Source organism: Streptomyces pluripotens (genome assembly GCF_000802245.2).
In the GTDB taxonomy this organism is placed as follows: Bacteria; Actinomycetota; Actinomycetes; order Streptomycetales; family Streptomycetaceae; genus Streptomyces; species Streptomyces pluripotens.
This window is the reverse complement of the sequence record NZ_CP021080.1, coordinates 1,410,004-1,436,368: the sequence shown is the minus strand read 5'-3', so window position 1 is coordinate 1,436,368 and position 26,365 is coordinate 1,410,004. Positions and strand designations below refer to the sequence as shown.

General features: G+C 71.6%; 22 protein-coding genes and 1 riboswitch. Of the genes, 6 read left to right on the top strand and 16 right to left on the bottom strand.

The genetic code is table 11. The annotated features are described in order from the left end of the window. Positions 1-29: 29 nt before the first annotated feature. Positions 30-1,301, bottom strand: a complete 1,272-nt coding sequence (ectB, locus tag LK06_RS06330; protein ID WP_039655321.1) for a diaminobutyrate--2-oxoglutarate transaminase — start codon at positions 1,299-1,301, stop codon at positions 30-32. 13 nt (positions 1,302-1,314) lie between these two features. Beyond that, positions 1,315-1,833 (bottom strand): diaminobutyrate acetyltransferase, encoded by a 519-nt coding sequence (ectA, locus tag LK06_RS06325; protein ID WP_039655320.1) that lies wholly within the window; start codon positions 1,831-1,833, stop codon positions 1,315-1,317. Between the two features lie 852 nt (positions 1,834-2,685). Here ectA and LK06_RS06320 point away from each other — a divergent pair. From LK06_RS06320 to LK06_RS06300, 5 genes are all read left to right on the top strand, one after another. Next, complete coding sequence (locus tag LK06_RS06320; protein ID WP_043432880.1) at positions 2,686-3,531, top strand: transporter substrate-binding domain-containing protein; 846 nt, start codon at positions 2,686-2,688, stop codon at positions 3,529-3,531. Then, positions 3,528-4,361 (top strand): amino acid ABC transporter permease, encoded by an 834-nt coding sequence (locus LK06_RS06315; protein WP_039655318.1) that lies wholly within the window; start codon positions 3,528-3,530, stop codon positions 4,359-4,361. Before LK06_RS06320 ends, LK06_RS06315 begins: the two co-directional genes overlap by 4 nt. Continuing rightward, a complete protein-coding gene (locus LK06_RS06310; protein WP_039655317.1) occupies positions 4,358-5,152 on the top strand; it encodes an amino acid ABC transporter ATP-binding protein in 795 nt (264 codons plus the stop codon). The genes LK06_RS06315 and LK06_RS06310 overlap by 4 nt, the downstream gene beginning before the upstream one ends. Before the next feature lie 18 nt (positions 5,153-5,170). After that, positions 5,171-6,262 carry an amidohydrolase family protein gene (locus LK06_RS06305; RefSeq protein WP_039655316.1) on the top strand — a complete coding sequence of 364 codons (1,092 nt, stop codon included), beginning with the start codon at positions 5,171-5,173 and terminating at the stop codon, positions 6,260-6,262. A gap of 165 nt (positions 6,263-6,427) precedes the next feature. Further along, positions 6,428-7,372, top strand: coding sequence for an SCO1860 family LAETG-anchored protein (locus LK06_RS06300; protein WP_039655315.1), 945 nt, complete (start codon positions 6,428-6,430; stop codon positions 7,370-7,372). A 74-nt stretch (positions 7,373-7,446) separates the two neighbouring features. Here LK06_RS06300 and cobC read toward each other — a convergent pair whose 3' ends face one another. Genes cobC through cobM form a run of 6 tightly spaced genes read right to left on the bottom strand, consistent with a single transcriptional unit; the run spans position 7,447 to position 13,797 of the window. Beyond that, entirely contained in the window at positions 7,447-8,547 is a 1,101-nt protein-coding gene (gene cobC, locus LK06_RS06295) for an Rv2231c family histidinol phosphate aminotransferase CobC (protein WP_078858770.1), read from the bottom strand. After that, a complete protein-coding gene (locus tag LK06_RS06290; RefSeq protein WP_039655314.1) occupies positions 8,537-9,475 on the bottom strand; it encodes a sirohydrochlorin chelatase in 939 nt (312 codons plus the stop codon). Before LK06_RS06290 ends, cobC begins: the two co-directional genes overlap by 11 nt. After that, positions 9,472-10,059, bottom strand: coding sequence for a precorrin-8X methylmutase (locus tag LK06_RS06285; protein ID WP_039655313.1), 588 nt, complete (start codon positions 10,057-10,059; stop codon positions 9,472-9,474). The genes LK06_RS06290 and LK06_RS06285 overlap by 4 nt, the downstream gene beginning before the upstream one ends. After that, on the bottom strand, positions 10,056-11,750 hold the full coding sequence (cobJ, locus tag LK06_RS06280) for a precorrin-3B C(17)-methyltransferase (protein ID WP_043408774.1): 1,695 nt from the start codon (positions 11,748-11,750) through the stop codon (positions 10,056-10,058). The genes LK06_RS06285 and cobJ overlap by 4 nt, the downstream gene beginning before the upstream one ends. Then, positions 11,747-12,982, bottom strand: a complete 1,236-nt coding sequence (locus LK06_RS06275) for a bifunctional cobalt-precorrin-7 (C(5))-methyltransferase/cobalt-precorrin-6B (C(15))-methyltransferase (protein WP_039655311.1) — start codon at positions 12,980-12,982, stop codon at positions 11,747-11,749. The genes cobJ and LK06_RS06275 overlap by 4 nt, the downstream gene beginning before the upstream one ends. Then, positions 12,979-13,797, bottom strand: a complete 819-nt coding sequence (gene cobM / locus LK06_RS06270) for a precorrin-4 C(11)-methyltransferase (protein WP_039655310.1) — start codon at positions 13,795-13,797, stop codon at positions 12,979-12,981. Before cobM ends, LK06_RS06275 begins: the two co-directional genes overlap by 4 nt. Before the next feature lie 117 nt (positions 13,798-13,914). On the opposite strand from cobM, the gene LK06_RS06265 reads away from it, so the two are divergent. After that, positions 13,915-14,643 carry a ZIP family metal transporter gene (locus tag LK06_RS06265; RefSeq protein WP_039655309.1) on the top strand — a complete coding sequence of 243 codons (729 nt, stop codon included), beginning with the start codon at positions 13,915-13,917 and terminating at the stop codon, positions 14,641-14,643. Positions 14,644-14,657: 14 nt separating this feature from the next. On the opposite strand, the gene cobI is transcribed toward LK06_RS06265, so the two are convergent. The 8 genes from cobI to LK06_RS06225 all read right to left on the bottom strand — a co-directional run bounded on the left by cobI (position 14,658) and on the right by LK06_RS06225 (position 26,347). Then, positions 14,658-15,389 (bottom strand): precorrin-2 C(20)-methyltransferase, encoded by a 732-nt coding sequence (gene cobI, locus LK06_RS06260; protein WP_086083657.1) that lies wholly within the window; start codon positions 15,387-15,389, stop codon positions 14,658-14,660. Beyond that, positions 15,386-16,768 (bottom strand): cobyrinic acid a,c-diamide synthase CobB, encoded by a 1,383-nt coding sequence (locus tag LK06_RS06255; protein ID WP_086083655.1) that lies wholly within the window; start codon positions 16,766-16,768, stop codon positions 15,386-15,388. The genes cobI and LK06_RS06255 overlap by 4 nt, the downstream gene beginning before the upstream one ends. Next, positions 16,768-17,376: a cob(I)yrinic acid a,c-diamide adenosyltransferase gene (gene cobO, locus LK06_RS06250; protein WP_039655307.1), complete on the bottom strand. Its 609-nt coding sequence runs from the start codon at positions 17,374-17,376 to the stop codon at positions 16,768-16,770. The genes LK06_RS06255 and cobO overlap by 1 nt, the downstream gene beginning before the upstream one ends. After that, positions 17,376-19,382 carry a putative cobaltochelatase gene (locus tag LK06_RS06245; protein ID WP_086083137.1) on the bottom strand — a complete coding sequence of 669 codons (2,007 nt, stop codon included), beginning with the start codon at positions 19,380-19,382 and terminating at the stop codon, positions 17,376-17,378. Before LK06_RS06245 ends, cobO begins: the two co-directional genes overlap by 1 nt. Before the next feature lie 169 nt (positions 19,383-19,551). Next, positions 19,552-23,211 (bottom strand): cobaltochelatase subunit CobN, encoded by a 3,660-nt coding sequence (gene cobN / locus LK06_RS06240; protein WP_174673814.1) that lies wholly within the window; start codon positions 23,209-23,211, stop codon positions 19,552-19,554. Continuing rightward, positions 23,208-24,716, bottom strand: a complete 1,509-nt coding sequence (locus tag LK06_RS06235; protein WP_039655305.1) for a cobyric acid synthase — start codon at positions 24,714-24,716, stop codon at positions 23,208-23,210. The genes cobN and LK06_RS06235 overlap by 4 nt, the downstream gene beginning before the upstream one ends. Continuing rightward, on the bottom strand, positions 24,713-25,657 hold the full coding sequence (locus LK06_RS06230) for a cobalamin biosynthesis protein (protein WP_039655304.1): 945 nt from the start codon (positions 25,655-25,657) through the stop codon (positions 24,713-24,715). The genes LK06_RS06235 and LK06_RS06230 overlap by 4 nt, the downstream gene beginning before the upstream one ends. 100 nt (positions 25,658-25,757) lie before the next feature. Further along, positions 25,758-25,898: riboswitch (cobalamin riboswitch) on the bottom strand. Positions 25,899-26,119: 221 nt separating this feature from the next. Then, positions 26,120-26,347: a hypothetical protein gene (locus LK06_RS06225; protein ID WP_039655303.1), complete on the bottom strand. Its 228-nt coding sequence runs from the start codon at positions 26,345-26,347 to the stop codon at positions 26,120-26,122. Positions 26,348-26,365 lie beyond the last annotated feature (18 nt).

Sequence of the window (26,365 nt, the reverse complement as noted above, 5' to 3'; positions counted from 1 at the left end):
GCTTCCTCCTGGTGGTTCGGACGGGTGGATCAGGCGGTTTCCCTGACGGCACGGGCGAGGATGCTCAGTCCCTCGTCCAGTTCGTCGGGGGTGATGGTGAGTGCGGGCAGCAGCTTGACGACCTCGCCCTCCGGGCCGGACGTCTCGATGAGCAGGCCGAGTTCGAAGGCGCGTTGCGCGACCCGCGCGGCCCGGTCCTTGGCGTGGAACTCCAGGCCCCACACCAGACCGCGCCCGCGGTACTCCCGCACGTCGGCGAGGTTCTCCTCGGTGATGGAGATGAACGCCTGCTCGACCTGCTCGCCACGGGCGCAGGTCTGCTTCTCCATGGCCGAACCGTCGGTCCAGTACGCCTCCAGGGCCGCGGTGGCGGTGACGAACGCGGGGTTGTTGCCGCGGAAGGTGCCGTTGTGCTCGCCGGGCTCCCAGAGGTCCAGCTCGGGCCGGAACAGGCACAGCGACATCGGCAGCCCGTACCCGCTGATGGACTTGGAGACGGTGACGATGTCGGGAGTGATGCCCGACTCCTCGAACGAGAAGAAGGCACCCGTGCGACCGCACCCCATCTGGATGTCGTCGACGATCAGCAGCATGTCCTGCCGCTCGCACAGTTCCTTGAGGGCGCGCAGCCACTCGGGCCGGGCCACGTTGATGCCGCCCTCGCCCTGCACGGTCTCCACGATCACGGCCGCGGGCTTGTTGAGGCCGGAGCCCTGGTCCTCCAGCAGCCGCTCGAACCACAGGAAGTCCGGGACCCTGCCGTCGAAGTAGTTGTCGAACGGCATGGGCGTGCCGTGCACCAGCGGGATGCCGGCGCCGGCCCGTTTGAAGGCGTTGCCGGTGACCGCGAGGGAGCCGAGGGACATGCCGTGGAAGGCGTTCGTGAACGAAACGATCGCCTCGCGGCCCTTCGCCTTCCGGGCCAGCTTCAGCGCGGACTCCACGGCGTTGGTGCCCGTGGGCCCCGGGAACATGACCTTGTACGGCAGATCGCGCGGGCGCAGCACCAGGTCCTGGAACGTCTGCAGGAACGTCCGCTTGGCAGTGGTCGACATGTCCAGGCCGTGGGTGACCCCGTCCCGGGACAGATAGTCGATCAGTGCGCGTTTGAGGACCGGGTTGTTGTGGCCGTAGTTGAGTGAGCCGGCACCGGCGAAGAAGTCGAGGTACGCGTGTCCGTCCTCGTCGTACATTCGGCTGCCCTGGGCACGGTCGAAGACGGTGGGCCAGCCGCGGCAGTAGCTGCGCACCTCGGACTCAAGTGTCTCGAAGACGCTGAGGTCGGGCTGGGTGATGGTCACGGTTGATCGCTCCTCAGTGCGAGGTGGAGGGGTTCAGCGGGCCGATGCGGTACAGGACTTCGGGGTCGTGCGGGCCGTCCGGGAACAGGTCCGTGGGGAACAGCACCTCACGGGTGAGCCGCGCGTGGTGCCGGGCGGCGAACGAGGTGAACAGGCGCTCCGAGGCGGTGTTCCCGGGTGTGATGGTCGTCTCCACGTCAGTGATGCCGTGCTCGTCGGCGAGCCGTTCGGTCAGCGCGTCCAGCAGTGCGGCGGCGATGCCGTGGCCCCGGTGGGCGGCGTCCACGGCCACCTGCCAGATGAGCAGGGTGCCGGGGCGGTCCGGCCGTAGGTAACCGGTGACGAAGCCGACCGCCTCCCCGTCCGCACCACGCGCCACCACCGAGGTTCCGGCGAAGTCCCGGCACCACAGCAGGTAGCTGTACGAAGAGTTCAGGTCGAGGGTTTTCGAGTCCTTGGCGAGACGCCAGAGCGCGGCTCCGTCGCTCACCGCCGGTCGGTCGATCAGTAGGTCTGCGGGTGCGGCAGTCATGCGGCACGAATTTAGCGAGACGAATTCGGAATTGCACGGCCACGTCCACTGCCCGGGTCCAAGCACCCTATGGAATGCCTGAATTGCCCCAGACGATATCGGGGCAAAGTAACCTCGATGTGGAGTGTGTCACACTCTGGAAACCTTGGAAACCTGCCGGAAACTCACCTGTTTAGCTTTGAAAAAAGCGGGCAGAAGAAGACGGGAAGCTATCGTCCGGGAATTGGTGAGAATGAGCAAGGAATAGGGAATCAAATCGAATTCGAGAGCTGGCTTCCTGTCGATTCGGTCGAGTGAAATGCCGGCATATGCGGGTGGTGTGGGCGTGCGGCAATGGTCCGCACTTCGCCGGGCGGGCCGTCCGCTCTTGGCGTCGGCCGGGGGCTGCCTCGGCCTGTGGGGCGGGTGTGGCGCCGCGGTGCCGGATCTCCGCCGTGTCCGGACCGGTCGGCTCGATTCCCCCGGGCGCGCTGTCGAAGTCACGGGCGCGCCTTCGAAGTCACGGGTCAGGGTCGTGCGGCCGTGCGTGGTGGCGCCCTGAGTTCGTGCTCCCGCGGAAGCGGTTCCTCGTCTTGGGGGCCCGCCGGGTGTCTGGCGGTCGGTTCATCCTCGACGGTGGCGAAGCACTTGGTGTCTGGCGGGCGGAGGGGGTGCGGCTCGGGGGCCACTCTCTTCGTGCGGGTCCGTCGGGCCAGCTGCACGCCGTCCGTGACGAGTCTAACTTTCCTCCCTCGCCGGCCTTCCGGCCGGCCACTTCGTAGGTCGAGCTGTTCCGCGGCCATTGGATTGGTTGGAGAGTCTCAAAGATCTCCTTATAATCGGAAGTCTCAGTTCCCCCACAGGAGATCTCTCATGAAAACGCTCCCCGGGCGCCGGACCCGCCTTCTGGCCGCCACCACCGTGACCGCCGGACTCGTGCTCGTCGTGGCCGGCTGTTCCTCGGACGACGGCGGGAGCGGCAGGACCACCGCCAAGGGAGTCCGCCTCGTCAAGGGCGGTCAGCTCACCACCTGCACCCATCTGCCCTACCCCCCGTTCCAGTCGGAGGTCGACGGCAAGGTACGGGGCTTCGACGTGTCCCTCATCGACCTCGTCGCCAAGAACCTGGGCGTCAAGCAGCAGATCCTCGACACGCCGTTCGAGAACTTCAAGACGGGTGCGTTCCTCAACTCCGGGCAGTGCGACCTCGCCGCGGCCGGCATGACCATCACCGCCGAACGCAAGAAGAACGTCGACTTCTCCGACCCGTACTTCGAGGCCACCCAGGCCGTCCTCGTCGCCAAGGACAGCGGGATCAACTCGCTCACCGACGTCAAGGCCCAGGGGAGGAAACTCGGTGCTCAGGCGCAGACCACTGGCGAGGACTACGTCAAGACCAAGGGGTATGACCCGATCTCCTTCGAGTCATCCGACGCGGTCCTCAACGGCCTGCGTACCGGTCAGGTCCAGGCCGTGGTCATCGACTACCCGGTGGTCCAGGGCTGGCTGAAGGACAAGGCCAACGCGGACCGTTTCAAGGTCGTCGACAACCTCAAGACCGGTGAGCAGTACGGCTTCACCGTCAAGAAGGGCAACAAGGCCCTGCTCGACGTCGTCAACAAGGTGCTCCGGGACACGAAGACCGACGGTACCTACCAGAAGATCTACGAGAAGTGGATCGGCCCGTACTCCTCCGTCGCCTCTCCCACAGCCTCATGACCGATACCGACGTACGACACCAGCCGAAGAAAAAGGGACTGACGAGGCGCCAGAGGCGCAGACTGTCGCGTGGCGTGCAGTACGCCGTTTTCGTCGCCGCCGTGATCGCCGTGGCGTTCACGGCGGACTGGGGCCGGCTGCAGAACCAGTTCGCCCAGGCTGACATCGCGGGGCAGATGTTCCCGGGCGTCATCACGCTGGCGCTGAAGAACACCGTGCTGTACACGGTGTGCGGGTTCGCCGTCGGCCTGGGCCTCGGTCTGGTCATCGCGTTGATGAGGTTGTCCTCGGTGGGCCCCTACCGCTGGCTGGCCGGCATCTACATCGAGATCTTCCGTGGCCTGCCCGCCCTGCTGGTCTTCGTCTTCATCGCGGTGGCGGTGCCGCTGGCCTTCCCCGGCACCGAGATCCCCGGCGGCACCTACGGCAAGGCCGCCCTCGGTCTCGGCCTCATCGGAGCCGCCTACATGGCGGAGACCTTCCGCGCCGGCATCCAGGCGGTGCCCGCGGGGCAGATGGAGGCGGCCCGGTCGCTGGGCTTCTCGCCCACCCGCGCGATGGTGTCCGTGATCATCCCCCAGGCGTTCCGGATCATCCTCCCACCGCTCACCAACGAGTTGGTGATGCTCTTCAAGGACTCCTCCCTGGTGTTGTTCCTCGGCTTGACGGTGGAGGAGCGAAGCCTGTCCAAGTTCGGCCGTGACCTGGCCAGTACGACCGCCAACTCGACACCGATCCTGGTGGCGGGGCTGTGCTACCTGCTGGTCACCGTTCCGCTCGGCTTCGCGGTGCGCCGCATGGAGGCCGGAGTCCAGAAGGAGACCGAGTGACCCGCCCCGAGATCCGCATCCACAACCTGCACAAGTCCTTCGGCGGCAATCACGTCCTGCGCGGCATCGACCTGGAGATCGGCCACGGCGAGGTCGTCTGCGTCATCGGCCCTTCCGGTTCCGGCAAGTCGACGCTGCTGCGCTGCGTGAACCTGCTGGAGGAACCCACCGGGGGTCAGGTCTTCGTCGGCGGTACCGAACTCACCGACCCGGACGTCGACATCGACGCCGCCCGCCGCCGCATCGGCATGGTCTTCCAGCAGTTCAACCTCTTCCCGCACCTCAGTGTCACCGAGAACCTCACGCTGCCGCAGCGCCGGGTCCTGGGGAGGGAGAAGGCGACGGCCGCGCGGATCGCCGCCGAGAACCTCGCCCGGGTCGGCCTCTCGGAAAAGGCGGACGCCCGCCCCTCGTCCCTCTCCGGCGGTCAGCAGCAGCGCGTGGCCATCGCCCGCGCGCTCGCCATGGGCCCCGAGGTGATGCTCTTCGACGAACCGACCTCCGCACTCGACCCCGAACTGGTCGGGGACGTCCTCGCCGTGATGCGCGGGCTCGCCCGGGAGGGCATGACCATGATGGTCGTCACCCATGAGATGAGCTTCGCCCGGGAGGTCGCCGACCGGGTCGTCTTCATGGACGGCGGGGTGATCATCGAGGACGGAGCTCCCGACCGGGTCATCGGCGATCCGCAGCACGAGCGCACCCGCCACTTCCTCTCCCGCCTCCTCGACCCGGCCATGGCCGGGGTGGAGGAGAAGCCTCCGGGCCGGGTGGGGACGTCCGAGCGGTAGCCCTCTAAGGTGCGGTACATGAGCGATCACGCGGTGCTGCAGGTGAAGGGCCGGGTCCTGGTGGGGCCGGAGGACGTCCGTGACGAGCTGTGGGTGGTCGGGGGGCGCGTCTGCTACGACCGCCCCGTCGGAGCCCGGGACATCCGGACCGTCGAGGGCTGGGCGCTGCCCGGCCTGGTCGACGCGCACTGCCATGTCGGCCTCGGCGCGGAGGGCCCGGTCGACGCGGACACCGCCGAAAAGCAGGCGCTCAGCGACCGTGAGGCGGGAGCCCTGCTGCTCCGCGACGCGGGCTCGCCCTCCGACACCCGCTGGATCGACGACCGCGACGACCTCCCCAGGATCATCCGGGCCGGCCGGCACATCGCCCGCACCCGCCGGTACATCCGCAACTACGCGTGGGAGATCGAACCGGACGACCTCGTCGCCCAGGTCGCTCAGGAGGCTCGGCGCGGTGACGGCTGGGTGAAGCTGGTCGGCGACTGGATCGACCGTGACTTCGGCGACCTGGCTCCCTGCTGGCCCCGTGAAGCGGCCGGGGCTGCCATCGCCGAGGCCCACCGACTCGGTGCCCGTGTCACCGCCCACTGCTTCGCCGAGAGCTCGCTGCGCGACCTGGTCGAGGCGGGCATCGACTGCATCGAACACGCGACGGGTCTCACCGACGACCTGATCCCGCTGTTCGCTGAGCGGGGCGTGGCGATCGTCCCCACCCTCGTCAACATCGCCACCTTCCCGCGCCTGGCGGCTGGCGGCGAGACCAGGTACCCGAGCTGGTCCGCCCATATGCGACGGTTGTACGAACGCCGCTACGACACCGTGCGCGGCGCCTACGACGCCGGCGTCCCGGTGTATGTGGGGACGGATGCCGGCGGCTCGCTGGCTCACGGACTGGTCGCGGCCGAGGTCGAGGAGTTGGTCACGGCCGGCATTCCGCCGGTGGACGCCGTGTCGGCGGCCAGCTGGGGCGCCCGCACCTGGCTCGGGCGGCCCGGCCTGGAGGAGGGCGCACCGGCCGATCTGGTGGTGTACGAGGGCGATCCGCGGGCGGACGTCCGGGTGCTCGCGGCACCCCGCCGGGTGGTACTCAGCGGGCGGATCGTGGAGTAGCCGTGAGGCAGCCATGGTGCAGGGGCACATCTGTGCCCCGTGATTCGAAGGGGTGTGCCGGAACTTCTCGAATGAGTGAAGTGCCCCTGGATCGCTGACCGTTCACCCGTAGTGCGGACAAGGTTGACGGGTCCCGAACATGTCCCGTCTGGGGGTCCCACAGCCTTGAACAGCAACAACTTCCGCATGCCCGCACGCCGTCTTGCGGCTGTCGCGACGGTCACCGCCCTCACCGCGGCGCCCGCCGTGCTGGGCGCGGGCCCCGCGCACGCGACCGGTGACCACGGTCGCGCCTCCGCCGTCGTCCTGCGTACCGGGCTCGACGTGTCCCTCCTCAACAAGACCGTCGACGTCCCGCTCGCGGTCTCCCTCAATGAAGTACGGGCACCGCAGAGCGCCGACCGTACCGCGCTGTCCGCCCGGCTCGACGGTGTGGCCGGTGGCAAACCGTTCACCGTGCTCGGCGCGGACGTCGCCGAGTCCAAGGCCACGGTGACCTCGAAACGCGCTGAGGGTTCGGTCCGGCTCGTCCACGCCAGGCTGCACCTCCCGGGCCTGCCCCTGCTGTCCCTGATCGAGGTCGGCACCGTCACCGCCGACGCGACCTGTGAGGCAGACAAGGCGCCGACCGCCTCCGCGAACGTCCTGGGCGCGGTCACCGTCCTCGGCAAGCGGGTCACGCTGACCGCCGGCGGCCCGACGCAGGTGAAGGTCCCCGGCGTCGGCGAGGTTCGCCTCGATCTCGCCCAGCGGCGGACCACGTCCCGCACGGCCGCTGCGGCTGCCCTCGAACTCAAGGTCTCCGTCAACCCGTTGAAACTCAACGTGGCCGACGTCGAGGGCACGGTCACCCTGGCCAAGGCCACCTGCGAGTCCCCGGCGGCACGGTCGGCCGAGCATCCGGTGCCGAGCCACGATCCGGCGGCCGGCCCGAGCCGGCAGGCGAGCCACGCGCCGGCCCCCGACGTACACGCGCAGGGCGCCCCGGCCAAGGCCGATCTCGCGGAGACCGGGGGCAGCTCGGCGACCCCGTACATCGCGGGCGGCGCACTGGCACTAGTGCTGGCCGGCGGGGGAGCGGTGACGATGGCGCGGCGGCGGAAGGGCTGACGGCGCGCCGTCCGGGGCCGGGCCGGCGGGGGTGGAGAACACGGCCGTAGCCGGGCCCGGCGGCCCGGCCCCGGCTACGGAAGCGCGGCCGACAGCGCCCGCAGGAACCCGCCCACCGTGGCCCGGTCCCTTACCGCGATCCGCACCCATTCCTCGCTCAGCCCCGGAAACGTGTCCCCACGGCGCACGGCGTAACCCAGTCCCCGCAACCGTCGCCGCACGCCAGCCGCGTCCGGCATCCGCGCCAGGACGAACGGTCCCGTAGCGGGCTCCACCACCCGCAGTCCGCGGTCGGTGAACTCGGCCAGACCCGCCGTCAGGAACGCCCGGTCCCCGGCGATGCGGTGCGCGGCGTGTCCCGCCTCCGCCAGCGCCCGCGGCGCCACGCACGCCTGAGCGGCGGCCAGCGCCGGCGTGGACACCGGCCACAGTGGCTGGGCCCGCGCCAGCCCGGCGATCACGTCGGGCGCGGCCAGCACGTACCCGATGCGCAGCCCGGCCAGACCCCAGGTCTTGGTCAGGCTGCGCAACACGACCAGACCGGGCAGGTCGGTCCGCCCCGCTAGGGCCTCTCGTTCGCCGGGGACCGCGTCCATGAACGCCTCGTCGACCACCAGCGTCCGCCCGGGCCGGGCGAGTCGTGCGATCACGGTGGCCGGATGGAGCACCGACGTCGGATTGGTCGGGTTGCCGATCACCACCAGATCGGCGTCCTCGGGCACCGCCGCCGGATCCAGCCGGAAGCCGTCCCGCGCACGCAACAGCACCCGGTCCACGGTATGCCCGGCGTCCCGCAGCGCCGCCTCCGGTTCGGTGAATTGCGGGTGGACCACGACCGGCCGGTGGGCTTCCAGGGCACGGGCGAGCAGCACGAACGCCTCGGCCGCCCCAGCCGTCAGCAGCACCCGCTCCACGGGCAGCCCATGTCGTGCCGCCACCGCCACCCGCGCGGCCCGCCCGTCCGGATAGGCCGCGAGCGACGACAGCGAGGCGCCGATCTCCTCACGCAGCCACCGAGGAGGCGTGTCGGCCCGGACGTTGACGGCGAGGTCGACCAGCGCGGCCCCGTCGTCCCGCACCTCGGCGTCCCCGTGGTGGCGCAGATCGTGCCCGGTCTGCCCCGGCTGTCCCGCCCGCGGGGGTGGTGCGGAACTCCCGGCGTTCTCAGTGCGCATGGCTGTGCGTGTGTCCTCCGTGATGCCCGTGTCCATGCCCATGTCCGTGGTGATGACCGTCGTCGTCCGGGTGGAAGTGTGGCTGCTGCGGCATCCCCACTTTGTCCTCGAAGCCCGGAAGCGCGATCCGATACACACAGGAGTCGCAGTTCATGCGCAGATCGCCCTTGACCGCCTCCTCGTACCGCTCCATCACCAGGTCCAGCAGCTCCGGCTCGGGACCGATGACGTCCGCCGACCGCACCTCGACCTCCGGGTGCGCAGCCGCCCAGCCCGCGGTCTGCTGCCGCACCCGATCCGGCAGGATCCCGGTGAACAAGAAGTACGGCAGCACCACGATCCGTCGCGCACCCAGCCGCGCGCAGCGGTCCAGCCCGCTCGGCACGTCCGGCGCGGCCAGCGACACGAACGCCGTCTCCACACCGGCGTACCCGCGGCCCTCCCACAGCAGCCGCGCCGCCTTGTGCACCTCGGCGTTGGCATCCGGATCGGTGGACCCGCGGCCGACGAGCAGCACGGTGACGTCCGCCCGGTCGCCAGGACCGCGCACGGTCGAACCGAGCGCCTCGTCCAGCCTCCGCTCCAGCACCTTCAGCAGCGTCGGGTGCGGGCCCAGTGGGCGGCCGTAGGTGTACGAGACGCCCGGGTGCCGCTCCTGCTCGCGGACCAGCGCGGCCGGGATGTCCCCCTTGGCGTGCCCGGCCGACACCAGCATCAGCGGCACGGCGGCGAAGCGGCGCACGCCCCGGCCGACCAGCTCGGCGACAGCCTCGCCGAGCGGCGGCGGGGACAGCTCGATGAAGCCGCCCGCGACGGGCAGTTCGGGGTGGCGGCGCCCCAGCTCCCGCACGAAGTCGCGGAACGCCTCGGCTCCGGCCTCGTCACGGGTGCCGTGGCCGGCGATGAGCAGGGCGGGCGGGGTGGTCACGAGATCTCCTCAGACGAAGTGGGGTGGTACAGCAGGGCGTTGAGTGCGGCGGCGGCGACCGCCGAGCCGCCCTTCTCGGACACGTTGCTGATGGCGGGCAGCCCGCTGTCACGCAACGCGGCCTTGGATTCGGCCGCGCCGACGAAGCCGACGGGCAGACCGATGACGAGTGCGGGGGAGGCGTCCAGGGTCAGCAGCTCCTCCAGGGCGGTCGGCGCACAGCCGATCACCCACAAGGCCCCCGGCCCGACCTCCTCGTAGGCGAGTCGGACCGCGTGGGCCGAACGGGTCAGACCCGGACCCGCCCCGGCGTCCCGCAGCCGGCACACGGTCTCCCGCCGGGTGATCCCGGCCGCGACCATCTCCACGTCCACGACGACGGGCGCCCCGGAATGCAGCGCGAAGTGTCCCTGGGCCAGGTGCTCCTCGGTCATGACGAGGTCAGTCGCGTACTCCAGGTCGGCGGCGGAGTGGATGACCCGCTCCACCACCGCGCGGGTCAGCGGCGGGAAACACGAGGTGTCCAGGCGGGCGCGCAGCCGCCGGAAGGACTCCTGTTCGATGGGATGGACCGTCCGGTTCACCGGGCCTCCTCCTGAGCGCTCTCCTGCCAGCGGTAGCCGCGCGGTGTCACCATGCGCCCCGCGACCGTGCGGGTCGCCGTGTTGCCCACGGTCACGACCGTCATCATGTCGACCGTCGCCGGATCCAGTCCGGCGAGCGTCGTGACCCGGCCGGCCTCGTCCGGCCGCGAGGCATTGCGGACGACGCCGACCGGTGTGCCGGGCTCCCGGTGCTCGGCGAGGATGCCGAGCGCCTTGGGCAACTGCCAGTCACGGCCCCGGGAGCGCGGGTTGTAGAACGTCACCACGATGTCCGCCTCGGCCGCCGCCCGGACCCGCCGTTCGATGACCTCCCACGGTGTGTGCAGGTCGGACAGGCTGATGGACACGTGGTCATGGCCCAACGGCGCGCCCAGGAGGGCCGCAGCGGCCAGCGCGGCCGTCACCCCGGGCACCCCGACCACGTCGATGTCGTCCGAGGCCTCGGCGAGCGCGGGGGAGGCCATGGCGTACACGCCCGCGTCCCCACTGCCGATCAGCGCCACCGTGTGCCCGAGCCGGGCCTCCGAGACCGCTGTACGGGCCCGCTCTTCCTCCGCGCCGAGCCCCGACTCCAACACCCGGGTACCCGGCCGCAACAGATCGCGGATCTGGTCCACGTACTGGTCGAGCCCGACCAGTACCGAGGCTCTCCGCAGCTCGGCCGCCGCACGTGGGGTGAGCAGGTCCCGGGCGCCGGGCCCGAGCCCGACCACGGCCAGCCGCCCGCGCCCCGGACGGCGTACCACGGCACAGGTCGCCATCGCGGGCTGGGCCGCCGACTTCCGCTTGGGCACGAGGAGTTCACCGCCACGGAGCAGTGCGGCGGCTTCCGCGACGGACGGGGTGCCGACGGCCACGAGAGGCGCGGCGGACGGATGGGGCACGTCGACGGCCGCCAGTTCCTCAGCGGAGTACGTCACCAGGGGCACCTTGAGCCGCTCGGCGGCGGCCAGGATCCCGGGCTCCTCCGACTTGGCGTCCACGGTGGCCAGTTCGGCCACGGAGGCGGGGCAGAGCCCCGCCTCCCGCAGTGTCTCCTCGATGAGCCCGAGCACCTCCCCGGCCGGCGCGCCCCTGGAGGCGCCGACCCCGACCACCAGGGACGGCGGTCGCAGCAGCACCTCGCGTTCGCCCGGTGACACGGACCGGTCGGTGATCCGGACGGTGTACGACCCGTGCGGCGAGACCGGCAGCGGCGGCAACGGCCAGGGCACTTCGGTTTCCAGCGCGACCGGCTCGCCGTCCAGCAGCGCACGGGAGACCGTCGCGACCGCGCCCTCGCAGGGGAGCCCGAGCGTGTCGAGTCCCGGCAGCCCGACGGAGTCCGTCGCGGTCGTCACCACGGGCTCGGCCCCCAGCAACGCCCCTACCTCGCCAGCGAGTGCATTGGCCCCGCCGGCATGCCCGCCGACCAGGGAGACCGCGAACCGGGCGCCCTCGTCCACGCACACCACCCCCGGGTCGGCCGCCTTGTCACCGAGCAGCGGGGCGAGGAGCCGCACCACCGCGCCCGTCGCCAGGAAGCACACCAGCTGCTCGCACTGCGCGAACGCCGTCCGTACGGCCTCCCCCACCGGGCCCTCGTACACCCGCGTACGGTCCGGCCAGGCCGCGGCCAACCGGTCCCGCGCCACCGCGCCCGCCGCGGTGGCGGAAATCAGGCCGATCACAGAGCAACTCCTTCACCAGACGCCGGGGATCTGTCACCCCAGAGCAGAAACACAGGATTGGTCGCCGCGAGCCGGGTCACGTCCCCGGGGAGCGGCGCCAACCGGGACGACTGCAGCAGCACCCCTTCGCAGCCGAATCCGGCGGCCGTGAGCGCCTCGCGGGCCGCCGGCACCCGGTCAAGCGCCGCCATGGCGACGACGACGGTCCGCCGCGCGCGCCGCGCGCACGCGGTGACGACGGCGGGCAGTTCGCGCCCCCCGCCACCGACGAACACCGCGTCCGGATCGTCGGCCAGCCCGGACAGCGCCTGCGGCGCCGAGCCGTGGACCACGTGCACGTCCACACCGTGGGCCCGTGCGTTGGCGTGGATGCGCTCCACCCCGTCCGAGGTCTTCTCCACGGCGACGACGGCCGCGCCGAGCCGCACGCACTCCACCGCCACCGAACCCGAACCTGCGCCCACGTCCCACACCAGGTCGCCCAGGCGGGGTCCCAGCCGGGCCAACGCGAGCGCCCGCACCTCGAACTTGGTGATCATGGAGTCCCGGTGCGTGAAGTCGCTCTCCGCCAGCGCCCATCGGGTCGGCCGGGCCGGAGCCCCGGCGACGGTGCGCAGCGCACCCAGCACCCGCGCCTCGTCCAGGCACAGCACCACACTCACAGCCGCACCCCAGTCCCGTGCCGCCGCCTCGGCGGGCGTCACCCGCTCCACCCGCTCGTGCCGCGGATCGCCGAGCGCGCTCGCCACGACGAGGACCCGGCCACCGCCCAGCGCGGCGCCCAGTTCGCCGGGACCGGCTCCCGGCCCCGTGAGAACGGCCACCTTCGGAAGCGCCCGGCACGCGTTCACGGCCGTCCGCAGCTTCCGGCCGTGCGCGCTGACCACGACCGCGTCGTCCCAGGGCACCCCGATCCGGGCGAATGCCATGGCCACGGAGGACACCCCGGGCCGCACATCCAGCAGTCCGGCACCGAACCGCTCGGACAGCGCCCGCACGATCCCGAAGAACCCGGGGTCCCCGGAAGCCAGTACGACCACCGGCAGTTCCTGGTCGGTGTACTCCGCGATCGTGTCCAGGGCGGGCGCCAGCGGCCCGAGCACGACCTGCTCGGCCCGGTCGGGCAGCCGCACGGCGTCCAGGTGCCGCCGCCCGCCCACGACCAGCGAGGCCCCGGCGAGCACGTCGTCCGGGAGCGGAGCGCCGGTCCCCGTACCGACGACCGTGATCAACTGCTCGCCCCCCGTTCGCGCAGCACCCGCCGGGCCTCCGGGTCGGCCTTGCGGTACCCGTGGAAGTGGCCCGGGTGGTACAGGTGGGAGCGGGTGCCGTGCGCATCCAGCGCCGGGCCGACCAGGAAGAGCGTGTGCTTCCAGAGTTTGTGCTCCTTGACGGTCTCCTCCAGTGTGCCGATCGTGCACGTGACCACCAGTTCCTCCGGCCAGGTCGCCTGGTAGGCGACGACCACCGGGGTGCTGGTCGGGTAGCCGCCCTCCAGCAGTTCCCGCACCAGCTGTCCGCTGCGCGCGGCCGACAGGAAGACGGCCATGGTCGTGCCGTGCCGGGCGAACTCGCGCACCTCCTCGCCGGGCGGCATCGGGGTCTTGCCGCCGCCCAGCCGGGTGAGCACGACCGACTGCGCGACCTCGGGAATCGTCAGCTCGCGCTGCGCGAGCGCGGCCACGGCCGAGAAGGACGACACACCCGGCACGACCTCCGTGGTGATCCCGGCCTCCGCACACCGGTCCAGCTGCTCCTGGGTGCCGCCCCACAGCGCCGGATCCCCGGAGTGGATGCGGGCGACCTTGAGGCCTTCGGCGCGGGCGCGCCGGTAGACGGCTACGACGTCCTCCAGGGACATGGTTGCCGAGTCCAGGACCTCCGCGTCCTCGCGCGCGTGTTCCAGCACCTCCTCCTGGACCAGGCTGGCCGCCCAGATCACCACATCGGCCTCCGCGATCGCGCGCGCGGCACGGAACGTCAGGAGATCAGCGGCGCCGGGGCCGGCGCCGACGAACGTCACCTTGCCGGTGGGGGCATCGGCCATGGGAAGGGTCCTCTCGTACGGAATCGCGAATGGAGAGCGGGAGAAATGTCAGATTCTGTGTGGGTATGGGGGGCACCGGATGTGCGTGAAGGCGGCTTCATCGGATAGCAAGGCCCTATGGCGGTCTTCGTCGCGCTCGGCGCGTTCCTGATGACGCTGGCCGGCGGGTGGACGGCACAGCGTGTGACCGACCGTCGCCATCTCGTCCTGGGACTGGCCGGCGGACTGATGCTGGGCGTGGTCGGCCTGGACCTGCTGCCGGAAGCACTCCGGGCGGCCGGCCGCGAGGTCTTCGGCGTACCTGCCGCCCTGCTGCTCTTCGTCGCCGGCTTCCTGCTGGCCCACCTGGTGGAGCGGCTGCTCGCCGCCCGCCAGGCCGCCCACGGGGCCGCGGAGCACGGCCACCGGGCGCCCGAGGTGGGCCTGACGGCGGCCGGAGCCATGGTGGGCCACAGCGCCATGGACGGCGTGGCGATCGGCGCGGCCTTCCAAGTGGGCGGCGGGATGGCGGCGGCCGTCGCGCTCGCCGTGATCGCGCACGACTTCGCCGACGGCTTCAACACCTTCACCATCACCAGCCTGTACGGCAACGCGCGGCGCCGGGCGGTCGGAATGCTGCTCGCCGATGCCTGCGCACCACTGGCGGGCGCGCTGTCGACCGTCTTCTTCCACCTCCCCGAACCGGTGCTCGGCGGCTATCTCGCCCTCTTCGGTGGTGTACTGCTGTACCTCGCCGCCGCCGAGATCCTCCCTGAGGCCCACCACGAGCACCCGGCCCGTTCCACCCTGCTGTGCACGGTGGCGGGAGCGGCGTTCATCTGGCTGGTGGTCGGCATCTCCGGCTGACCGTACGCGCCGTCTCACAGCTTCCCGCCCCGCCCGCCGTCCCGCCGCGGGGGTGCGATCAGCGTCGACAGGTACGGCAGCGGTGTCCCGTCCAGTTCGGCGGCCCGGTGCACCGCCTCCTCCGGTAGACCCAGCGCCGACCCCCACACGGCGTCCCCGAGCCGTCCGGTCTCCCGTAGCGCGCCGGCCACTTCGGCCGCCTGCCGCCCGAACTTGTACGCGACGACGGTTCCCGGCCCGGCCAGTGCCTCCTTGAGCACGGCCGACCCGGCCGTGACGGGAACCAGGGTCAACGGTTCGGTGCCCTCCGTCAGCACGGCGCCCGACCGCGCTGCCAGATCCTGCATGGCGGTGATCCCCGGCACGGTCTCCACCACAACATCGGGCACCAGCTCCACGATCGTCTGCGCGAGGTACGTGAACGTGGAGTACACGTTCGGGTCGCCGATGGTGGCGAAGGCGACGCAGCCGTGCTGCCCCAGCAACGCGGCGACCCGCTCCCCAGCCGCGTCCCAGGCCGCCTCCCGCCGCGCCCGGTCGGTCCGCTCGTTGAGCGCGAACACCACCCGGACGACCTTCTCCCCGGGCACGTAGTGCAGCACGGTCGCCTCGGCCCGGCCGCGTTCCCCGGTGTCCATCACGGGTACGACGACGACATCGGCCGAACGCAACGCGTTGACCCCCTTGACGGTCACCAGCTCCGGGTCACCGGGACCGACCCCGACTCCGACCAGCGTGCTGCTCATGACGTCCGGCACCTCTCCACGAACCGACGGGCAACACCGGGCTCGGACGCCCAGTGCGTGTGCAGGTAACTTGCGTGCACGCCCTGCTGTACGAAACCTTCGACCCGCCGGACCGGGGACCGCACGCCCCAGGCGGGCGCGGCGCCGGCGCCGGGCTCGACGACCGTGCGGTGGAACTCGTGCCCGCGCATCCGGGTCCCGGCCGCTGCCAGCACACTGTCCCCGACGGCCACGGCGGCCCGGTAGCCGAGGGTCAGCCGCTCACTCATCCGTGCCTCGGCGTCGAGTACACCGCACATCGGACGCCCGTCCAACTCCCGGCAGAGGTACAACAGTCCGGCGCACTCGGCGGCCACAGGGGCGCCGGAGAAGGCCAGTTCGGCAATGGCCTTGCGCAGCGGTTCATTGGCGGACAACTCAGGTCCGTACACTTCAGGGAAGCCTCCGCCGATAACCAACCCCCTTGTGTTGTCGGGCAGTTGCTCATCCCGCAAGGGGTCGAAGGCGACGACTTCGGCACCGGCTGCAGTGAGGAGCTCGGTGTGCTCGGCGTAGGAGAAGGTGAACGCCTCACCGCCGGCAACAGCAACACGTGGCGCCCGCTCCGCGGCCGGCCGGGCCGGGGGATCCTGGATGGCCGACGCCACCGCCTCGGCCGCGTCCCAGGCCGCATCCGGCAGCGCGCCGGCGGTACGCGCCAGGGCTGCCAGCGCATCCAGGTCGCACCCGTGCGACACCAGCGCCGCCATGGCGGCGACGGAGCCGACCGCGTCCGAGCGTCGCTCAGCGACCGGCACCAGCCCCAGGTGCCGCGACGGTGTGTCCACCTGCGCGGTCCGCCGTAGAACGCCCAGCACCGGCACGCCCGCCGAATCCAGCGCCTCGCGGAGCACCTGCTCGTGCCGGTCCGACCCGACCTTGTTCAGGATCACACCCCCGATGCGCACCTCCGGGTCCCAGGACGCGAAACCGTGCACCAGCGCCGCCACCGACCGGGACTGCGACGACGCGTCCACGACCAGCACCACCGGCGCCCGCAGCAGCTTGGCGAGCTGCGCGGTGGACGCCAGCTCACCCTCCCCGGCAGCCCCGTCGTACAGCCCCATCACGCCCTCGACCACAGCGAGGTCGCATCCGCGGGCACCGTGCCGGAACAGCGGAGCGACCAGCTCCGTTCCGCACAGGTACGCGTCCAGATTGCGCCCCACCCGCCCGGTCGCGAGCGCGTGGTAGCCGGGGTCGATGTAGTCCGGACCGGCCTTGTGCGGGGACACGGCCAGCCCCCGCGCGGCGAAGGCGGCCATCAGCCCCGTGGCGACGGTGGTCTTGCCGCTGCCCGAGGAGGGCGCAGCGACGACCAGCCGGGGTACCGACGACATCACCACTCGATGCCCTTCTGGCCCTTCTGCCCCACGTCCATGGGGTGCTTGACCTTGGACATGTCGGTGACCAGGTCGGCACAGGCCACCAGCTTCTCCGGGGCGTTCCGCCCAGTGATCACCACGTGTTGGGCGCCGGTCCGGTTCCGCAGCACTTCCACGACCTCGTCCGTGTCCACCCACCCCCAGTGCATCGGGTAGGCGAACTCGTCCAGTACGTAGAGCCGGTACGTCTCGGCGGCCAGGTCCCGCTTGACCTGTTCCCAGCCCTCCCTAGCCTTCTCCTCGTTGGTCGTGTTGTCCCCCTGGGTGCCGCGCTGGATCCAGGACCAGCCCTCACCCATCTTGTGCCAGGCGACGGAGCCGCCCTCACCGGATTCGCCGAGCACCCGCAGCGCCCGTTCCTCCCCGACCCGCCACTTGGCCGATTTCACGAACTGGAACACCCCGATGGGCCACCCCTGGTTCCAGGCCCGCAGCGCCAGCCCGAACGCGGCGGTCGACTTGCCCTTGCCCACCCCGGTGTGCACGACCACCAGCGGACGGTTGCGACGCTGACGTGTCGTCAGTCCGTCCTCCGGTACGACACTCGGCTGTCCCTGCGGCATTACGCGGCCCTCCTCGAAGTCCCCTGTGCGTTCCTGACCAGTCCGGCGATCGAGTCGGCCCGCAACTCGTCCAGCGTCACCGCGGTGCCGCCCAGCTCGTCCGCGAGCCGTCCGGCGAGCCCGAGCCGTACCGGCCCCGCCTCGCAGTCCACGACGACCGACGCGGTCCGCTCGGCCGCGAACATCCCCGCCGCACGGCCGGCGAGCGCAACCGGCTCGGGGCCGCCCGTCGCCCGCCCGTCGGTCACCACCACCAGCAACGCCCGCCGAGCCGGATCGCGCAGCCGCTCCACACGCAGGACCTCGTGCGCCTTGAGCAGCCCGGCGGCGAGCGGCGTACGACCGCCGGTCGGCAGTGACTCCAGCCGGGCGGCGGCGGCATCCACGGACGAGGTCGGCGGCAGCGCGACCTGGGCGTCCGAGCCCCGGAAGGTCACCAGCCCCACCTTGTCCCGCCGCTGGTAGGCGTCCAGCAGCAGCGACAGCACGGCACCCTTCACGGCCCCCATCCGCTGCCGCGCCGCCATCGACCCGGAGGCGTCGACCACGAACAGCACGAGGTTGCCCTCGCGGCCCTCCCGGGCCGCCTGCCGCAGATCGTCCCGGCGCAGTACGAGTCCCGGCCCGGAGCGTTCCCGCGCCCGCTGATGGGGCGCCGCCGCGTGCACGGTGGCCGCCAGGTGCAGCTTGGTCAGCACTCCCTGGGGCCGTCGCGCCCCGGTCGTCCGCCCGTGCTCGGTCCGCGCCCGCGAACGCCGTCCGGCCGCACCCTCTCCGATCCCGGGCACGCTCAGCACCTTGGTGCGGAAGGGGTCCCCCGCACGCACGGGCGCCTGCTCGGAGGAACCGGCAGCCTGCGGCTGCTGCCCGTCCTCGCCCGTCTCGGGCTGCGCCCCCGAGCCACCACCCTGCGGTTCCGTGTCCGGTGCCGGCTGGCCGCCGCCCCCGCCTGGCCCGCCCGGCCCGTTCGGACCGGGATCGGGGTCGTCGTCCGGGGCGCCGAACTCCTGCAGGGTCTCGTCGAGCTTGTCCTCGTCAAGGCCCGGCGCGTCGAAGGGGTTGCGCCGCCTGCGGTGGGGCAGGGCGAGCAGCGCGGCCTGCCGGACATCCTCCGCGAGTACACCGGTCCGTCCCGCCCACGCGGCCAGCGCGGTGGCCGTCCGGGCCATGACGATGTCGGCCCGCATGCCATCGACCTCGAAGGCCGCACAGGTCGCGGCGATCTGCCGCAGCGCACCATCTCCCAGCCGCACCTGCGGCAGCAACTCGCGTGCCATCACGATCCGTTGCCGGACAGCGGCCTCCTCGTCCGCCCAGCGCGCGGCGAACGCGGCCGGATCGTCGTCGTAGGCCAGCCTGCGTCGTACGACCTCCACCCGCTGCTCCGGCTCCCGCGAGGCCGCGACCTCGACGGTCAGCCCGAACCGGTCCAGCAACTGCGGCCTGAGCTCGCCCTCCTCGGGGTTCATGGTGCCCACCAGCAGGAACCGGGCGGCGTGGCGGACGGACACGCCCTCCCGTTCCACGTACGACGCGCCCATCGCCGCCGCGTCCAGCAGCAGGTCGACCAGGTGGTCGTGGAGGAGGTTGACCTCGTCGACGTAGAGGATGCCGCGGTTCGCCTGGGCCAGGAGACCCGGCTCGAAGCTCTTCACGCCTTCGGCCAGGGCCCGCTCGATGTCGAGGGCTCCCACCAGCCGGTCCTCGGAGGCGCCAACGGGGAGTTCGACCATGCGGGCAGGCCGGCAAACGCCCGGTCCGGTGTCGTGCGGCCCGTCGGGGCAGGTTGGGTCCGGCGCGGTGGGACCGCAGGAGAACCGGCATCCCACGACCACGTCCACCTCCGGCAGCAGCGCCGAAAGTGCGCGCACGGCGGTGCTCTTCGCGGTCCCCTTCTCTCCCCGCACGAGGATTCCGCCCACAGCGGGACTCACCGCGTTGAGGAGCAGCGCCAAGCGCAAGTCGTCCTGTCCGACGATGGCGGTGAACGGGTAGGGCGTGCTCACGCGATGATCACTCCTTCGGACGATTCATGCCGGAGCCGCACGGGCTGGGCATGCCGGCCTGACAAGGCCGAGGTCTCATCCCCGCCGGTGCGGGGGCGGCACGGCGTCGGAGCCGGGCCTCCTGGCTGACGCACATGGGTCCCCGCCGGCGCGGGGGCTGGCAGGGAGGTCACTCCTCTCCCTCCAGATCTCCCTCAAGTTCGAGGTAGGCCGCCCGCAGCCGCTCCAGCGTGTCTGCGTCCGGCTCCGCCCACAGACCGCGGTCGGCGGCCTCCAGCAGCCGCTCCGTGATGCCGCGCAGCGCCCACGGGTTGGACTTCCGCATGAAATCCCGGTTCTCCGGGGCGAAGACGTACTCCGCGCTCAGCTTCTCGTACATCCAGTCGTCGACCACACCCGCCGTGGCGTCGTACCCGAAGAGGTAGTCCACGGTCGCGGCCATCTCGAAAGCACCCTTGTAGCCGTGCCTTCTCATCGCACTCATCCAGCGCGGGTTGACCACCCGGGCCCGGAACACACGGTGTGTCTCCTCGCCCAGCGTGCGGGTCCTCACCTGATCCGGTACGGCGCTGTCGCCCACGTACGCCTCAGGGCTGGCGCCGCTCAGATGCCGCACCATGGCGACCATGCCGCCGTGGTACTGGAAGTAGTCGTCGGCATCCGCGATGTCGTGTTCCCTCGTGTCGACGTTCTTCGCCGCCACCGCGATCCGCCGGAACGCCGTCTCCATGTCCCCCCGGGCCGACCGCCCGTCGAGTCCGCGGCCGTAGGCGTAGCCACCCCACACCGCGTACACCTCGGCCAGGTCGGCGTCGGAGCGCCAGTTGCGGGCGTCGATCAGGGGCAGCAGCCCGGCGCCGTAGGCCCCGGGCTTCGAGCCGAAGATACGGGCCGTGGCGCGCCGCCGGTCACCGTGCTGCGCGGCGTCCTCCTCCACGTGTGCCCGCACGTAGTTGGACCCGGTCGGCTCGTCCAGCTCGGCCACTGCCCGTACCGCATCGTCGATCAGGCCGACCACGTGCGGGAAGGCATCTCGGAAGAACCCGGAGATACGGACCGTGACGTCGATGCGGGGTCGGCCAAGCTCCTGAAGGGGCACGATCTGGAAGCCCGTCACCCGGCGCGAGGCGTCGTCCCAGACCGGGCGGCAACCCAGGAGCGCCAGGATCTCGGCGATGTCGTCGCCCTGGGTGCGCATCGCGGAGGTCCCCCACACCGTGAGGCCGACCGACTCCGGATAGGCGCCGGTGTCCTGCAGATAACGGGTGACCAGTGACTCCGCGAGCGACTGGCCGACCTCCCAGCTCAACCTGGACGGGATCGCCTTGGGGTCGACCGAGTAGAAGTTCCGGCCGGTCGGTAGGACGTTGACCAGGCCGCGGGTGGGGGAGCCCGAGGGACCTGCCGGGACGTAACCCCCGTTGAGCGCCCGCAGGATGTGTCCGGTCTCGTCCGTCGTGCGCGCCAGCCGGGGCACGACCTCCGTGCACGCGAACTCCAGCACCGCCACCGCGTCCGGGAACCCGTGGTCGAGCACGTCACACAGGACGGCATCGACGACCGTACGGTCCCAGGCCGCCTCCTCCATCCCTTCCGCGATGCGCCGGCACAGCTGCTCCAGCAGGTCGATCGCATCGGACGCGGTCCGTGCCGGCCCCTCCACCAGGTCCGTCAGCTCCGCCGGCAGCTTCACCGAAGTGCCCGGCTCTGCCAGCAGCTCCTTCTCGTCCAGACCGAAATGAGCAGCCAGTGAGGCTCGCAGCCCTGGCAGCGCGTTCGCCTGCCCACCCCACACCTGGGAGGCGCGCAGCACGGCGAGCACCAGGTTCACACGCGGTTCACCGACCGGGCCTTCGCCGAGGATGTGCAGGCCGTCGCGGATCTGCACGTCCTTGATCTCGCACAGATAGCCGTCGATGTGCATGACGAACTCGTCGAACTCGCCGTCCTCCGGCTGCTCGTCCACGTGCAGGTCGTGGTGCAGTTCGGCCGCCTTGACCAGGGTCCAGATCTGGGCGCGGACGGCCGGGGCCTTCGCCGGGTCCAGGTCGGAGACGAGCGCGTACTCGTCCAGCAACTGCTCCAGCCGGGCCAGGTCACCGTAGGTGTCCGCGCGCGCCATCGGCGGGACCAGGTGGTCGACCACCGTGGCGTGCCCGCGCCGCTTGGCCTGCGTGCCCTCGCCGGGGTCGTTGACGATGAACGGGTAGACCAGCGGCAGGTCGCCGAGAACCGCGTCCGGGGCACAACCGGCGCTCAGGCCCAGGCCCTTGCCCGGCAGCCACTCCATCGTGCCGTGCTTGCCCATGTGCACGATCGCGTCCGCGCCGAAGCTGTTGTCCAGCCAGCGGTAGGCCGCCATGTAGTGGTGGGAAGGCGGCATGTCCGGATCATGGTAGATCGCGATCGGGTTCTCGCCGAAGCCGCGCGGCGGCTGGATCATGACTACGACGTTCCCGAACCGCAGCGACGCCAGGACGATGTCGTCGCCGTCCACGTAGAGGTTGCCCGGCGGCTCTCCCCAGGCCTCCCGCATGGCGTCCCGCAGTTCCGGGTCCAGTTCGCCGAACCACTGCCGGTAGTCGGCGAGCGGCACCCGTGCGGGCGCGGCGGCCAGTTGCTCCTCCGTCAACCACTCGACGTCGTGACCGCCGGCCTGGATCAGCCGGTGGATCAACTCGTCGCCGCCGGAGGGGTAATCGGTGAGCGTGTAGCCGGCGTCCCGGAGCGCGTCCAGCACCAGGACCGCGGACGCGGGCGTGTCCAGACCGACCGCGTTGCCGACCCGGGAGTGTTTGGTCGGGTACGCGGTGAAGACCAGGGCGATCTTCTTCTCGGCGTTCGGCTTGTGTTTCAGCCGGGCGTGCCGTACGGCGATCCCGGCCACCCGGGCGGCCCGTTCCGGGTCGGCCACGTACACCGGCACTTCGGTGCCGTTCTCCTCCGCATGCTCCTTGAAGGAGAACGGGACGGTGATGAGCCGGCCGTCGAACTCCGGGATCGCGACCTGCATCGCCGCGTCCATCGGGGAGAGGGCAGCGTCCGACTCCTGCCAGACGGCCCGCGAAGAGGTGAGGCACAGTCCCTGTAGCACCGGGACATCGAGGTGCGCCAGCGCCCCGATGTCCCAGGACTCCTCGTCACCGCCGGCCGAGGCCTGTGAGGCGTGCGTGCCGCCGGCGGCGAGGACCGTGGCGACCAGCGCGTCGGCGCGACCCAGGAGTTCGTAGAGTCCGGCGTCCGCGCCGCGCAGCGAACCGCAGTACACGGGGAGAGCGTTGGCGCCCTGTGCCTCGATCGCCCCGCACAGGGTGTCCACGAAGGCCGTGTTGCCGCTCAGCTCGTGCGCCCGGTAGAAGAGCACGCCGACGGTGGGACGGCCCTGCTGGAGCCGGTACGAGCCGTGCACGCCGTACTCCGGCATCTTCCTCGGCGCTTCGAACCCCTCACCGGTCAGCAGCACGGTGTCCGACAGGAACCGGGACAGCTCCAACAGGTTCGCCGGCCCGCCCTCGACCAGGTACTTCAGCGCCTCCGCCACGACACCCGCCGGTACCGACGAGTCGGCCATCAACTCCGCGTCCGGCACGGTCTCGCCACCCAGCAGCACGGTCGGCACCCCGGAGGCCCCGAGTACGGCCAGCCCCTCCTCCCAGGCGCGCTTGCCGCCCAACAGGCGTACGACGGCGAGGTCCGCGCCGTGCAGCAGTCCCGGAAGGTCGTGCGCGATGTCCACGCGCGTGGGGTTGCCGATCCGGTAGTCGGCGCCGGAGGCTCGTGCCGCCAGTAGGTCCGTGTCGGCGGTCGACAACAACAACACTGTGCTCATGCGGGCGCTCCCGGTGGAATGAAGGGCAGTCCTTGTGGCGCGCCCGACTCGATGAGCCGCCAGAGCGCGTCCGTGTCCGCGTGCTGTTCGATCAGGTCGCCGAGCCGGTCCAGCTGCTCCTCGCGCAGCGCGGCGAACGAGGTGTCGGGGGCGGGAACGAAGCGGCGGCCCGCGGCGGCGGCCACCTCGCGCAGAAAGGCCCGCCGGAAGCCGTCCGACTCCAGTGAACCGTGCCAGTGGGTGCCCCAGGTCCGGCCGACCCGGCAACCGTCCAGGAAGGCCTGCCCACCGTGGACGTCCGCGACACCGTGGTGGATCTCGTACCCCTGGACCGGCTCACCGAGGGCTTCTCCGGCCGGCCGGGCGAGGGTCTTCTCGCGGGCGAACCGGACGCGGACGGGCAGGATGCCGAGCCCCGAGACGTCTCCGGCGCGTGATTCGACCTCGTCCGCGATGTGTTCGCCGAGGATCTGGAAGCCACCGCAGATGCCGAGGACGGGACGTTCTTCCGCGGCTCTCCTGACGAGTGCCTGTGCGAGTCCCCGCTCCCGCAGCCACTCCAGGGCCCGCACGGTCCCGCGCGTTCCCGGGACCACCACCAGATCGGCGTCCGCCAGTTCCTCGGGCCGGTCCACGAACCGCACCACGACACCCGGTTCGGCGGCGAGCGCGTCCACGTCCGTGAAGTTGGACATCAGCGGGATCGCGCAGACGGCGACCCGCAGCACGTCCGCACCGACCGGGGGAGCCACCGCGGACTCCCGCACGCTGCCGCGCAGCGAGACCCTGAGCCCGTCCTCCTCGTCGATGCCGAGGCCGTGCCGGAAGGGCAGCACGCCGTAGGTGCGCCGTCCGGTGAGCCCGTGCAGCATCTCCAGCCCCGGCTCCAGCAGTGAGACGTCCCCCCGGAACTTGTTCACCAGGAACCCGGCGACCAGTTCCTGGTCCTCGGGGGAGAGCAGGGCGAGCGTGCCGAAGAAGGAGGCGAACACGCCCCCACGGTCGATGTCGCCGACGACGAGCACGGGGAGCCGTGCGTTCCGCGCGATCCCCATGTTCACGATGTCGGTGCGCCGCAGATTGATCTCCGCGGGCGAACCGGCCCCCTCACAGATCACCGCGTCATACGTGCCCCGCAACTCGGCCAGGCAGTCCAGCACCGTGCCGAGCAGCCGCTGTTGCCGCCCCCCGTGGTAGCCGCGTGCACTCAGCTCGCCCACCGGCCTGCCCAGCAGCACCACCTGGCTGCTCTGCTCACCGCCCGGTTTGAGCAGCACCGGATTCATCAGTGCCGTCGGCTCGATCCGGCACGCCTGGGCCTGCATGGCCTGGGCCCGCCCGATCTCCGCGCCCTCCCGCGTGACGAAGGAGTTGAGGGACATGTTCTGCGCCTTGAAGGGCGCCACCTTCACACCCTGACGCACCAGCCACCGGCAGATGCCTGCCGTCACGACGCTCTTTCCGGCATCGGAGGTGGTGCCGGCGACCAGCAGACCACCGTTCACTTCCCACGTCCCTTCACGAGGAGGCGCACGGCGACGGTGGCGCCGAGCGCGAGCAGGCCGACGCGGCGGGAGAGCCGTACGGCCCGGTCGATGTCGGTGACCCGCACCGCACGTCCGGCGACGCCGTTGAGTACGGGGCGGTGTTCGACCCGGCCGCCGTAGGAGAGGGTGCCGCCGAGCCGTACGCCGAGGGCGCCCGCGAAGGAAGCCTCCACCGGTCCCGCGTTGGGGCTCGGATGCCGGGCCGCGTCCGCCCGCCAGGCCCGTAGGGCACCCTGGGGATCGGGCCCGGCGAGTGCGGCGAGGACCGCCGTCAGGCGGGCTCCGGGCCAGCCGGCGAGGTCGTCGAGGCGGGCCGAGGCCCAGCCGTAGCGCCGGTAGCGGGCGGATCGGTGACCGACCATGGCGTCGAGGGTGTTGACCGCCCGGAACCCGAGGAGCCCCGGCACTCCCGCCACGGCTCCCCACAACAGGGCGCCCACCACCGCGTCGGAGGTGTTCTCGGCGACCGACTCGACCACGGCGCGGGCGATCCCGTCGGCGTCCAGTGCCTGCGGGTCCCGTCCGCACAGATGGGGCAGCCGCGCCCTGGCCGCCTCGATGTCCCCGACCTCCAGGGCACGTTCGATCGCGCGGGCTTCCCGGACCAGTGAAGTGCCGCCGACGACGGCCCAGGTGGCGGCGGCGGTCAGTGCGGCGGAGGCGGTGGGAGAGGGACGTGCGGTGCGTGCGGCGGCGGCGCCCAGGGCGACGGCGCCGCCGGCGCACACGGCCGTGTGCAGCGCGCCCCAGCCGCGGTGGTCGTGCCACAGCACGCGTTCCACGGTTCCGGCGGCCCGTCCGAACACGGCGACCGGATGCCCGCGGCGCGGATCGCCGAGGAGCAGGTCACCGAGAAGGCCGGCGGCGGCGCCGTACGCGTAGGAGCGATCGGCACCCATCGGCTCAGCCAGCCGTGGGCGCAGGGGTGGGCCTGGTACTGGTCCTCGATCGGCAGCCGAGCATGATGCGTGTCCTCACTCAGGGTGTCCGCGCCCTGGTTCGACGAGATCCGGCGGTGAGAGTTCCTGGCTCCCGGGGGTTCTTCCCCGGTGACAGTGGCGGGACCGCGCCGGATTCGCACCGGCTTCCTCTTCTGCCGCCGTACATGGCCTGGGCAGTCCACCACGCGCCCGGAAGGGCCGTCAACTTGCTGTTGACCTGCACGGGGAGAGTGTGCCGATCCCCACACCGCGGGGCGGACGGGGCATGTGGTGGGGCGGGTACGAGCGGGACGGCGAGGCACGCGGAGCCGAGCCGGCCCGGACACGCACGCCAGAGATGTACAAGGCTCCCCTGCGCGGCAGAGCCGGAGGGGAGCCTGTGGAGTGGTCGTTCGGGCCTGGCCGTGGGAGGCCGGTGGGTCAGCCCTTGCCCACGATCAGGTAGATGCCGTACGCCACCGCCGCCGCGCAGGCTGCGAAGCAGGCGTAGGCGCCGGTGATGGCCAGGGCGGCGGAACCGCCCTGGGCTACGGCCTTCTCACGCCGCGACAGGCCCGCGATGCCGAGGGTGAACAGGGCCACCAGTCCCACGGTGACCACGAGGCTGACGCCGAAGACGGAGCCGATGGCTGCCCAGTCGATCTTCATGATGCTTCCTTGTTGAAC